The sequence below is a fragment of the Olleya sp. KJ81-1 genome (assembly GCF_055808135.1).
Genome location: NZ_CM147854.1, coordinates 1,735,856 through 1,748,638 on the forward strand (window position 1 = coordinate 1,735,856; position 12,783 = coordinate 1,748,638).

Below are 12,783 nucleotides of genomic sequence, written 5' to 3' on the forward strand. Positions count from 1 at the left end.
AAACCTTGAATTTCAGTATAATCATTCCTGCACATAACGAAGCTTCATCAATTGGATTAACACTGCAATCTTTAGTTAGTCAGACATTGCTGCCCAAGCAAATTGTAGTGGTTAATGATAATTCTACAGATAACACAAAAACTATTGTAGAAGACTTTCAGAAACAACACGATTGCATCACTTTAGTTAATGTTACCTCATCAAACCAACACTTGCCAGGCACTAAAATAATCAATGCCTTTTATAAAGGCTATGAGGTCGTAAATAAAAATTATGATGTGATTTGTAAATTTGATGCCGATTTAATTTTTCCTTTAAATTATTTAGAAACATTAGCCTTTCATTTTAATAAAGATGCATCTATTGGGATGGTTGCTGGCTATTGTTATATTGAAAAAAATAACGATTGGGTTTTAGAATCTATTACTGGTAAAGATCACATAAGAGGAGCACTTAAATCTTACCGAAAAGATTGTTTTGAAGCCATAGGACAATTAAAAAAATCTATGGGTTGGGATACCATTGACGAGCTTTTAGCAAAGTATAACAACTGGTCTATTGTCTTAGATGAAAGTTTACATGTTAAGCATTTAAAACCCACAGGAGCTAGCTACAATAAAGGTGCAAAACACCTGCAAGGCGAAGCCATGTATAAAATGCGTTATGGTTTTACACTGACGTTAATTACTGCTTTAAAAATGAGTGTAAAAAAGAAAAGCTTTAGATACTTTAAAGATTATATTGTTGGGTATTTAAAAGCCACAAGTAACAAACCTGAGCGCTTAATTACTAAGGCTGAAGGACGGTTTGTTAGAGATCTAAGATGGAAAGGTGTAAAACAAAAATTATTTTAAAAGCTCCATCCTTTATAACTGCTTGATGCTTCTAACCTATCTTCAATAGCATCATCTAATTCTGAAAAGAAATCAATACCAGTTAATTGTTCTATATGATCTACAGAGGTTACAAATTTATATAAAGGTTGTTCAGACTCTAGGTGTGGTAATAAAAAAGCAATCACTTTGGTAGTTCCATTATTATTGTCAATTAGTACTTTATAAAACTGATTAGGAATAGACACCTCTTCCTCTCCTATTGTTTTTAATCCATTTTCTAAAACACCTCCTGTAACTACAAAAACACCATCGTACTTACTAGCCCAATAACGTGTTTTTTGTTCTAATCTATTCCAAACTCCTGCATTAAAATCGTGATTTTGAGGAGCGATATTACTAGTCAAAAAAGTTTCGTCATGTGCTTCTTGACTATATTTTCTGTCTCCTGCTGGACAAAGGTGTCCACGATCGTAACCTGACTTTTTATAATTACGCCAATGTGCAGCACCTGTTTTTACAGCATGATCCACTTCAAAATAAGGACGTTTATACTCCGCATTACTTAAATGAGATTTTTTTAGCTCGTAAGCTACCCATTCTGCTTGTTCATGTGGCTCGCTATAACTTAAACTATAACCATTATGGTGTATAATTTGTCCTGTTGTGCTTGTTGGTAAAAAGTATTCGTTTGTATTGGTTTTTACTGTTGTACCTTGTATTACAGTGTCTATTTTATCTTTGGAATCTAAATAATTATTTACACCATACGATGCTATAATGACTAAAGCTGTTAATATAGAATACTTAGTTTTATTAGACATTAACGTTTAATAAATTTAAGATTAACCAACTGTCCATTAGCTTTTGTGATTTTAGCAATATATACTCCTGAGTTTATGTTTGACAAATCAACTTCCTGAGATTCAATAGAATTTATAGTTTTAACATTTTGACCTAATAGGTTAAATACATTTATACTTTTAATACTATTCAGGTTTTCAATATCTTTAAATACTAAAGCATTTTTAGAACTATCAAAGTATACTAAAGACTGTGTGGTTATAAAATCTTCGGTAGATAAAGTTTCTGATGATTGATATACAATAGAGAATCTAGACTCATCAACACCTGACACTAAATTTAATGTTACAGGATTAGATTTAATATCGTATAACGTATTAGTTTGATTATCTTTTAAATAGATTTTCTGATTTGTTGGAAAGTTCAAAGTTTCACTAATTTCAAAAGTAAAATTACCTGAATTTGAAATATCAATTCCTAAAGGAATCTCATCTGAAACATCAAAAGTATTTAGACCTTGAATACTTAATCTTTGATCCGGAATAACCCAATATAAATCATTAGGTAAATCGTTAAACATTTTACTATCGTAACCTTTATCAAAATCTGTACTAGCATTAGTATCATAACCTAAAGCAATAGTAGACTCGTTATCATTATTATCTTTAAACTTAAGCCAAAATTTAATACGGTTATCTGCTAAAGTTGCTTGAGCAGATCTAAAAAAAGTAGTTTCACCTGCAGACTCTTTAGCAAAAATACGCTGATTATTATTAAAGGTTATGGTTCCAGAATTGGCAATCTTTACAAAAAAGCCTTGCGCTACAGCTACATTACTTGTTGGAGCACCTTTAGTTGTTGTACCTCCATTTGTTGGAGGAGCAGGACTACCTATAGACGTTAACAAATTGTAAGTTGCATAACCACCTTTATAATTGGCTAAAATATGAGAGTTGTTAGATTCAAAATGTTCATAAAAATATAAAGTTCCGTCAAGTACTGATAAATTATCTGTAATAAACTGGTCAGCATCAATTGCAGATGGATAAGGATTTCCTATTAAAATTTGATTTCCACCTAAGGCTGACACATTATAATCGCCATCATTAGCTGTACCTCTAAATACATAATTTTGATCCACTGATGGGAATGGAGATGGTGACACATTACCAGATCCTTTCATTATATAACCCGTTGTTGGGCTAAGTGGTGTGGTGGTTGAAATGTGATTCCATCCATAATAATTATCAATTAAATTATTAAAAGTATGCAACCAATAACTACTAATTTCTCCTGGCGAAGCCAAAGGATTAGCATCATAACCTGATGTAAAACCTACAGGACCAGCTTCGGTTTCTAAGAAACTTACTTGCCAATCTCCACCTCTATTAACTGGAGCACTCCAATAATTATAATTATATAAATTGTAAGAACCTTGTTGTCTAATTTTTAAATCACCAGAACCGGAGTTTAAACTTGTTCCTGTATGTTTTTGAATAAGTTGTGCGTCGCCTAGCAACTCTATAGTACCTTGATTTACAATACCATTTTCTACTTCTAATAAAATACCATCTTCAACTTGTAATGTAGCTCCTGATTGTACCTCAACGTCTCTAACAAAAGCATCTTCGGTTAAAAAGGCTGTACTTCCGGACTTAACAATTAACTTAAGACATGAATCAGTATTATTTGGTGCATTTAATGCTCCAGATCCATTAAAGTATGTCGTACCATCCCAAACTATCGAATCTATATTTCTAAGTGTAAAATAATCTCCATCTGTAAAAGACACGCCTGTTGCTGTTGCTGTATTACCTGAAACTACTAAATTAAATATTGACGGACTTCCAAAATTACTATCATTATCTACTACTAATTGTAATGTATTACATTGAATACTACTAGCGATACTTGAAATATCAAAAGACACAGAAACTGTACCTAAATCTCCAACCTTACTAACACGCCATTTAGAGTTTAACTGATTTGTATAAGTAGTGGTTTCACTTACCAATGTATATACAGGATCTTTAGTTTCTTCTCCCCAAAACAAATAGTCTCCGTTTGATAAGGCTGAAGGCGAATTAATGGTTACAATTCCTGTTCCTTTAGAATCTGTATGATTACTTCCATCGTCAGCTTGACCAATTCCAGCAACGTCAAAATCGAAGTTACCATTTACAGCGTTATCTTGAGTATAAAAATCTACAGTGCTCTCTAAAGTCAAACCATACTTTGCTGTTAGATAGTTTTGGATTATAACTCTTTCTGCAGCGTTGATAGCAACGTTGAACAAAATCACTTCTGAGAAATCACCTTGATGAGATTGGGCTGCATCATAATTAGCATCCACTGCATCTTGTTCTCCTGCTAAAGACAAGCTACCTCCAGGCGTAATTGTCGATCCTGGAACATAATTAAAAGTTCGCTTTAGTTTTCCATCAAAATAAGTTTTCATTCCTACACCTGAATTCATCCAACTCATATCTACCATATGCCAATTCCCATCGTTAGCAGTAATATTCATACTTGTGCTTCCGTTTCGGTAAAAACTTAAATTAGAACTATTAAAAAAAGAAAATTATTATTATGACTTGTTGATGCATAAGATAAAACACCATCTCCAGAATCTGTTGTTTTGTTTATATAAAATGCACTAACTTGCGTGGTAGGAAAGCTTGTAAAATTAGTTTTTCTTAGACGTCTATTACCAGCTTCAAATCTAACAACGTCATAACTATTAACAATATTAGTTTTAACTATTGGTCTAAATGTTGCGTCAGGCTGTGTTAATGAGTTTGCATTACCTGAAGTATCATCCCAAGTATCCAAAACAGTTCCATCTGCTACAGAAAAACCATCTGGTTTTAACCATAACACTTGAGTTGTTGAATTACCAACACCACCAGGACCAGTTTGAGAAAACAAATAAATTGGTAAAAATAATGCTACAAGCATTACTACTTTAAAGGGACTTTGAAACATGCTATTAATATTTAGGGACTGCTAAAGTATAAAAACAAAAAACCTACTTAAAGCAATTAAGACTATGTTTAACATACATTTCGATAAAGCGTATTTTACATCGATGATTGTGGTTTTAACCACACCTCCAAAATTATAAACACAAAAAAAGCCACGTATTTACGTGGCTTTTTTCTGTAATAATTTAAGCTTTATTATTTATCGTCAGCTACTTTATTTAGCTTTTTTATTTCTTCATTATACTCTTCTCTAGCATCATCTACATCACCATCATCCATAATCTCTTCTTTATACTCTTCATTAGCTTTACGATTAATTTTGACATATTTATCAAAGGTTTCATTAATCTCTTCAACTAAATCGTCATAGGCTTCATTTAATTCTTCTAAATTTCTGACATTACGTTTTTCCTTTCCGTTTTGTTCCTTAATATATTCGTTATATTCCTTTTGAACGTCTTCAATATCTTCAGTGATTTCTTCTGTTTTCATCCAATCTGGTCTTGTACTTTGAAGTGACGCAATTATAGATCCCATATTAGGTATCGCAGCAGATTTAGTATTAAAGTCTGCATCTTCAATTTTTTTCATTTGAATGGAAAGCTTGTTAAATCCATCCCATCCACTAATCTGCATTGCGTTTACTTTAGTATTTATAGATCTAGTGACAACATCTCCAGACTTGGTTGTTGTGGTATTACCATCAGAAACATTTTTATTAGTCATCATTTTGTCTGAATTTGAAGACATTGCTTTTGAATTGGCTTCTAATTTAGCGTCTTGACTAGTTTCTGAATCAGTCATATTAGATTGATTATTTTTTTTATCATCCATACAAGACGTAAATAGAAGTCCTGTAATTGTCAATAATCCGATGGCATTTTTTAAATTTTTCATAGTAATATTTTTGGTTTGAATCAAAGATATTAGACTTCAGAAACACTAAATCACAAAAAATTATAAAATAAGCATAAAAAAGAAGATTAAATTAACATTAATTTAATTAAAACAACAATAAAAGACCTTTTAATAAAACAAAATGTTAAATTTTATATATTAAAATATGAATAATTCAAAAAATTAACAAATAATCATAAACAAAAAAAAGCCTTCCCAAACGGAAAGGCTTTTTACTTATATATATAATTTTAAGCTACGACTTTAAACTAGCCAAGCTACTTTTTAATGTTTCTATTTTAGCTAAAGCATCTGCTTCTTTGTTACGCTCATTAGCAATTACTTGCTCTGGTGCTCCTGCAACAAAACGCTCATTAGATAGTTTCTTTTGTACAGATTTAAGAAAACCTTCTGTGTACTTTAACTCTTCAGTTAGCTTAACAATTTCTGCTTCTACATCTATTGCACCATCCATTGGAATAAAGTACTCGTTAGATTTTACTCTAAAGGTTAATGCGCCTTCAACAGGTTCATTTACATAATCGATAGTTTCTAAATTACCTAATTTTGCAATTACAGGATCAAACGCTGTATTTGAGTTTTCGTTATTTATAACTGAAAAACCAATCGCATCTTTAAAAGCGATGTTCTTTTCTTTTCTAACGGTTCTTATTCCAGAAATAACCTCTGAAGCAAATTCAAACTGCGCAATTAACTCTTTATTTACTGGTTTAGCTTCTGGCCATTTTGCAACAATTAGTGCTTCTTCCGGAGTTCTTTCAGCAATATACTGCCAAATTTCTTCCGATAAGAAAGGCATAAATGGATGCAATATTTTTAAGTTATCCTCAAAAATAGACATCACTTTATTATACGTTGCAGCATCAATTGGTTGTTGATATGCTGGTTTTACGATCTCTAGTAACCATCCACAAAAATCGTCATAAACTAACTTATAAATAGCCATTAAAGCATCACTTAAACGGTATTTACTAAAATGATCTTCAATTTCTAATAAAGCTTCACTAAACTTAGACTGGTACCAATCTAAAGCTATTTTACTAGATTCTGGTTGCACAATAGTATCACTAACTTCCCATAAATTGGTTAAGTTAAAAGCATTCCAAATTTTGTTTCCAAAACCTTTACCTTGTTGACATAAGGCTTCATCAAACATTAAATCGTTTCCTGCTGCACTACTTAATAGTAATCCAACCCTAACACCATCTGCACTATACTCTTCTATTAATTTTAAAGCGTCAGGCGAGTTCCCCAAAGACTTACTCATTTTACGACGTTGCTTATCACGTACTAAACCTGTTAAATAGACATTGTTAAATGGTTTTTGGTCTTTATACTCATAACCTGCAATTATCATACGTGCAACCCAAAAGAATAAAATATCTGGTCCTGTAACTAAATCGTTAGTAGGATAGTAATATTTAATTTCTTCATTTTCTGGATTACGGATTCCATCAAAAACAGACATTGGCCATAACCAAGAGCTAAACCAAGTGTCTAAAGCATCTGTATCTTGTTTTAAATCTTCTGCTTTTAAATCTGCTTTTCCTGTTACTTTTTGTGCCTTTTCAACAGCTAATTCAATAGTTTCTGCAACTACAAAATCTTCTTTTCCGTCTCCATAAAAATAGGCAGGAATTTGTTGTCCCCAAAGTAGTTGACGCGAGATATTCCAATCACGAATATTCTCCATCCAATGACGGTATGTGTTTTCAAATTTCTTCGGAAACAATTTAATCTCAGCATCTTCTCCTAAAACAGCTTCAATTGCTGGCTTAACTAACTCTTCCATTTTTAAGAACCACTGGTCACTTAATCTTGGCTCGATAACAGCTTTTGTACGTTCTGAGGTTCCTACTTTATTCATGTGTGTTTCAGTTTTCACTAAAACACCCAATGTTTCTAATTCTTTAGCTACATTTTTTCTAGCCACAAAACGATCTTGACCTTCAAATTGTAATCCAAAGCTATTTAATGTTGCATCTTCATGAAAGATATCAATAACTTCTAATTTGTGCTTATCTCCAAGATTCTTATCGTTTTCGTCATGTGCAGGTGTTACTTTTAAGCAACCTGTACCAAATTCGATATCAACATAATCATCTTCGATTATAGGAATAACACGATTAGAAATTGGCACTATGGCTTTTTTTCCACGTAAGTGTGCAAAACGTTCGTCTTCTGGATTAATACAAATTGCTGTATCTCCAAATATAGTTTCAGGACGTGTTGTTGCGATAGTTAATGTATCGTCACTGCCTTCAATTTTATAATTTATGTAGTATAAGTTTCCTTGACGCTCTTCGTGGATAACTTCCTCATCAGAAAGTGTAGTTTTAGCTTCAGGATCCCAGTTTACCATGCGGTAACCTCTATATATTAATCCTTTGTTGTGTAGATCCACAAATACTTTAATTACAGCTTCAGACATGTCGTCGTCCATTGTAAATTTGGTACGATCCCAATCGCAAGAACATCCTAATTTTTTAAGTTGTTCAAGGATTACGCCTCCATATTCTTCTGTCCATTCCCAAGCATGTGCCAAAAACTGGTCTCTTGTCAGGTCATTTTTGTCAATACCTTGCTCTTTTAATTTAGCAACAACTTTAGCTTCAGTAGCAATTGACGCGTGATCTGTACCAGGAACCCAACACGCATTTTTACCTTGTAAACGTGCACGACGAATTAAAACATCCTGTATAGTATTGTTAAGCATGTGTCCCATATGTAAGACTCCTGTTACGTTTGGAGGAGGAATTACAATTGTGTAAGGCTCACTGTCGTCTGGTTCTGAATGAAAATAATTATTTTTCATCCAGTAGTCATACCACTTATTTTCTGCTTCTATAGCATTATATTTTGATGGAATTTGCATACTTTGGAATAGTTTTTGAAATATATCTTACAAAAGTACTTATATTTCTGTTTTTGTGAAATTATAACGATGAATAATGTATAGTTAAATATGTTATAAGTATTTGCAAGTATGCATTACATCTAATAACTTTGTAAAATGGAATAAAAGTAATTAGATTTACAAACCAATAAAATCAAAATACAATGAAAAAATTATTTACAATATTATTTATCGGACTTATTAGTTTATCGATGAATGCTCAGGACAAAGTAGCAAAAATAGAGTTTAAAGATACGACTATAGACTACGGAACTATTAACAGAGGAGATAATGGTGTAAGAACTTTTGAGTTTACAAACACTGGTAATGCACCTTTAATTGTATCTAAAGTTAGCTCTAGCTGTGGATGCACAGTACCTAAAAAACCAGAAGCTCCAGTAATGCCTGGACAAACTGGAGAAATTGAAGTAAAATATGATACTAACAGAGTTATGCCTATTAGAAAAACAATTACTGTTTTATCTAATGCTGACACACCAACAGTATCTTTAAAAATAAGAGGAGAAGTTATTGATCCTGCTAAAACTAGTGTTTTAGAGAAAAAAGGAAAAAGTGTAATGGAGCAATAAGCCCTCTATTTAAATCATATTTTAAAAGCCGAAACATATGTTTCGGCTTTTTTATGGTCTACTCTATGGGAGATTTTAATCTAAATTTAATTTCTTTTTCGTAACCATTTCTATTGACTAACAATCTAATTTGAGTCCCTGATTTTTTATAAAAGTGATTAACAATACGATTTAGTGTTAAATCAAAAGTAATTTTATTATTTATTGTTAAAATAACGTCACCTTTTTTGACTCCAGCCCAATAAGCAGGAGAGTTTTTGACAACATTATGTACTATAAATGTTGGTTTTAATGAAAAATTACGATTTGTCTTTACTACACTATTAACTGCAATGGAATTGGACTGTTCACTTCTAATATGAGCACTGTTTTCTTCAACATTAATCTCCATGACCACTCTTACACCATCGTGCTCTACTTGTAAACCACTTTTATTATAGCTAAACGCATCATGAAAAGTACTATTTTTTTTAAGAGTAATTTTAGAGTTTGAATAATCTACAATTAGATTAAATCGCTTTAAAATTTCGCCACCAATAGTCCCATCTCTATCTTTAAATTTTTTAACTGCCTTCACAGTTACAGAATCAGGAAAAGCAACTTTAGGATATTTAATAGTAAAACGATTTAAGTTTAGCGCTTCTATCTTAGTTCTTTTACCAAAAACGTCTCCACTAAGTCCAGAACCTAAAAAATCTTCAAAATATTTATCGCTATGCTGCAAGCCTTTATCTTTATCCTCAAATAACCACAAGGCATCACTACCTCCAGAATCCATAAGTAGTTTTACTGGAACTAATTTATCTTTAATAGTTACATTAGTATTTAAGTAAGGCCTATTATCTTTAAATTCTAAATCTAAAACTTCACATCTATTGCACCTTTTATACTTATAATGTTCAGGATTGTGTAACCTAATATATCTACCAGAATAATTAACCTCCACAACAAAGTCCTTAAACAAATCATAGCCAATAATACCATCTATTGGTGTACCTAACTTAGGAGCCAAATTAATTCTGGAATCAAATACTGCAAACAATGTTTGATCAGTATTTATGGCGTCTCCAATTTTAAAAGTATTATGACTAGATCTTAAAGCGTCAATGTAGTCTCCATCTCCAAGTCCCTTAATTTTAATTTTTTCTGAATTTAAAATTTTTAACGAGTCTGAGCCTTTTATAAAATTGAAAAGAATTGGTTTGCTAACACCTGTATCAAGTAGAAATTTTAAAGAAATACCGTTAACCTCTACAGGAATAAGAATTATATTATTAATTAACTCAAACTCTATTTTTTGGGATTTAATTTTATCTGTTAACTTGTAGTTACTTTGCGCATTAACACAAAAAGTAAAGATTAAAAAAATAAAATAATAGTTTATATAAGCGCATCCATGGTATAATAAATTATGTCTTTAATAAAATTACAAATCTTTTAACTATTATCTCTTTTAAAAGGTCTTTTTTTAAAGAAACATTACAATTATTTTTTGCAAATTTGCAACCTAAACGATATGTAATGCCAAAAATTTCTCAAAAAGGGCAATCAATGCCACAATCACCAATAAGAAAGTTAGTTCCTTTTGCTGAAAAAGCATATAAAATGGGGAAAACTGTTTATCATTTAAATATTGGGCAACCAGATATTAAAACACCACAAGCAGCTCTTGATGCAGTAAAAATGCATGGCTTAGATATATTAGCTTATACACGATCTGAAGGATCTGAAGAGTATCGTAAAAAAATCGCCAACTATTACCAAAAAATGATATCCATGTAAAACATGACGATATTATTGTAACAACAGGTGGTAGTGAAGCATTACTTTTTGCTTTTGGAAGCATAATGGATGTTGATGACGAAGTGATTATTCCAGAACCTTTTTACGCAAATTACAATGGATTTTCAACTGCATCTGGTGTTAAGGTCGTACCTGTAATTTCTAAAATAGAAGACAATTTTGCCTTACCTGCAATTGAAGAGTTTGAAAAACTTATCACAACAAAAACTAAAGCAATATTAATCTGTAATCCAGGAAACCCAACAGGTTATTTATATTCTAAAGACGAAATAAAAAAATTAGCCGAAATAGTTAAAAAACATGATTTGTTTTTAATAGCTGACGAGGTTTATCGCGAGTTTGCTTACGATGGAGCAAAACACTATTCTATATTACAAGAACAAGAACTAGACGACCATGCAATAGTTATAGATTCTGTGTCTAAACGCTACAGCATGTGTGGTGCTAGAATTGGTTGTTTAGTTTCTAAAAACAAAGAGGTTATCGCAACTGCATTAAAATTTGCACAAGCAAGATTAAGCCCTCCAACCTTGGCACAAATTGCTAGTGAAGCTGCTTTAGAAACACCTCAAAGTTATTTTGACGATGTTATTGAAGAGTACGTTGAAAGACGTAATGTGCTTATCGCAGAATTACAAAAAATAGATGGTGTGCAAGTCGCTAATCCAAAAGGCGCTTTTTATTGTATCGCACAATTACCTATAAAAAATAGTGACGCTTTTGCACAATGGCTTTTAGAAGATTTTGATATTGATGGAGAAACCGTTATGGTCGCTCCTGCTGCAGGTTTTTACAGCACACCTGGAGTTGGATTAAATCAAATCCGTATTGCTTATGTATTAAATCAAGACAGTTTAAAAAAAGCAGTAAATATTATCAAACAAGCATTAAAAGTATATAAAGACTAGTGCAAATTTTAAACGACATATCTTTAAAACCTTATAATACCTTTGGCATAGATGTTAACGCTAAACAATTTGTAGCAGTTAGCACAGTCCAAGATTTAAGGTTTATCTATTCTAATTACAAAAACACCAATAAATTTATCCTTGGTGGTGGTAGCAATATGTTACTTACCAAACCTGTAGATGCTTTAGTGATACAATTAAGTCTTAAAGGAAAAACTATTGTTGACACCACAGATAATCATGTATTAATAGAGTGCCAAGCTGGCGAAAACTGGCATGAATTTGTAAAATGGACACTAAAACAAGATTTTGGCGGTTTAGAAAATTTGTCTTTAATTCCTGGCAATGTTGGCACAAGTCCAATACAAAATATTGGCGCTTATGGCGTAGAATTAAAAGATCATTTTCACTCTTGCAATGCTCTAAATCTAGACACTTTAAAAATAGAAACGTTTACTAAGCAGGACTGTGATTTTGGGTATAGACATTCAATATTTAAACAAGAAGCAAAAGGAAAATATATAATAACAAGTGTGGTTTTTAAACTAACAACTAAAAACCACATTTTACATACTAATTATGGTGCTATAACTACAGCGTTAGAAACCATGAATATTACCCAACCCACAATACAAGACATCTCCAAAGCAGTTATAGCTATTCGCGAAAGCAAATTACCAGACCCTAAAATTATTGGCAATTCTGGAAGTTTTTTTAAAAACCCTGTTATTTCAAAATCTCAGTTCTTACAATTGCAAGATAACTTTAAAGAAGTGCCACATTATGTGATTTCTGATAACGAAATAAAAATACCTGCTGGATGGTTAATTGAAACCGCAGGTTTTAAAGGAAAAACATTTGGTAATTATGGCGTACATAAAAAACAAGCCTTAGTACTAGTTAATTATGACGACGCTAAAGGAGAAGACATATTAAACCTTTCAAAATTAATACAAAATACTATTTATCGTATCTTTAATATTTCAATTGAAGCTGAAGTAAATATTTTTTGACACAATATAAAATAACTTCAATTTAAATTAGTTA

The 12,783-nt window shown here is 31.7% G+C and carries 9 protein-coding genes and 1 pseudogene; 4 read left to right on the forward strand and 6 right to left on the reverse strand.

All coding sequences use genetic code 11. The annotated features are described in order from the left end of the window. Positions 1–5: 5 nt before the first annotated feature. Entirely contained in the window at positions 6–854 is an 849-nt protein-coding gene (locus AC0L3M_RS08305; protein WP_473430422.1) for a glycosyltransferase family 2 protein, read from the forward strand. Here the strand turns inward: AC0L3M_RS08305 and AC0L3M_RS08310 are convergent. The 5 genes from AC0L3M_RS08310 to AC0L3M_RS08330 form a co-directional block, all read right to left on the reverse strand. Further along, a complete protein-coding gene (locus AC0L3M_RS08310) occupies positions 851–1,657 on the reverse strand; it encodes a DNA/RNA non-specific endonuclease (RefSeq protein ID WP_473430423.1) in 807 nt (268 codons plus the stop codon). The two genes, AC0L3M_RS08305 and AC0L3M_RS08310, sit on opposite strands and share 4 nt — an antisense overlap. Further along, complete coding sequence (locus AC0L3M_RS08315) at positions 1,657–4,164, reverse strand: DUF8202 domain-containing protein (RefSeq protein WP_473430424.1); 2,508 nt, start codon at positions 4,162–4,164, stop codon at positions 1,657–1,659. Before AC0L3M_RS08315 ends, AC0L3M_RS08310 begins: the two co-directional genes overlap by 1 nt. Positions 4,165–4,190: 26 nt before the next feature. Next, positions 4,191–4,622: a hypothetical protein gene (locus tag AC0L3M_RS08320; protein WP_473430425.1), complete on the reverse strand. Its 432-nt coding sequence runs from the start codon at positions 4,620–4,622 to the stop codon at positions 4,191–4,193. Between the two features lie 194 nt (positions 4,623–4,816). Further along, on the reverse strand, positions 4,817–5,518 hold the full coding sequence (locus AC0L3M_RS08325) for a hypothetical protein (RefSeq protein WP_473430426.1): 702 nt from the start codon (positions 5,516–5,518) through the stop codon (positions 4,817–4,819). A 256-nt stretch (positions 5,519–5,774) separates the two neighbouring features. Then, positions 5,775–8,414, reverse strand: coding sequence for a valine--tRNA ligase (locus tag AC0L3M_RS08330; protein ID WP_473430427.1), 2,640 nt, complete (start codon positions 8,412–8,414; stop codon positions 5,775–5,777). Between the two features lie 185 nt (positions 8,415–8,599). Here AC0L3M_RS08330 and AC0L3M_RS08335 point away from each other — a divergent pair, with 185 nt between their 5' ends. Next, positions 8,600–9,025 carry a DUF1573 domain-containing protein gene (locus tag AC0L3M_RS08335; RefSeq protein ID WP_292949990.1) on the forward strand — a complete coding sequence of 142 codons (426 nt, stop codon included), beginning with the start codon at positions 8,600–8,602 and terminating at the stop codon, positions 9,023–9,025. A gap of 58 nt (positions 9,026–9,083) precedes the next feature. Here AC0L3M_RS08335 and AC0L3M_RS08340 read toward each other — a convergent pair whose 3' ends face one another. Continuing rightward, a complete protein-coding gene (locus AC0L3M_RS08340) occupies positions 9,084–10,409 on the reverse strand; it encodes an aspartyl protease family protein (RefSeq protein ID WP_473432491.1) in 1,326 nt (441 codons plus the stop codon). A gap of 137 nt (positions 10,410–10,546) precedes the next feature. On the opposite strand from AC0L3M_RS08340, the pseudogene AC0L3M_RS08345 reads away from it, so the two are divergent. Then, positions 10,547–11,736 (forward strand): annotated as a pseudogene (locus tag AC0L3M_RS08345) (pyridoxal phosphate-dependent aminotransferase). Next, positions 11,736–12,749, forward strand: a complete 1,014-nt coding sequence (gene murB / locus AC0L3M_RS08350) for a UDP-N-acetylmuramate dehydrogenase (protein ID WP_473430428.1) — start codon at positions 11,736–11,738, stop codon at positions 12,747–12,749. The pseudogene AC0L3M_RS08345 and the gene murB overlap by 1 nt, the downstream one beginning before the upstream one ends. The last annotated feature ends 34 nt before the right edge of the window (positions 12,750–12,783 follow it).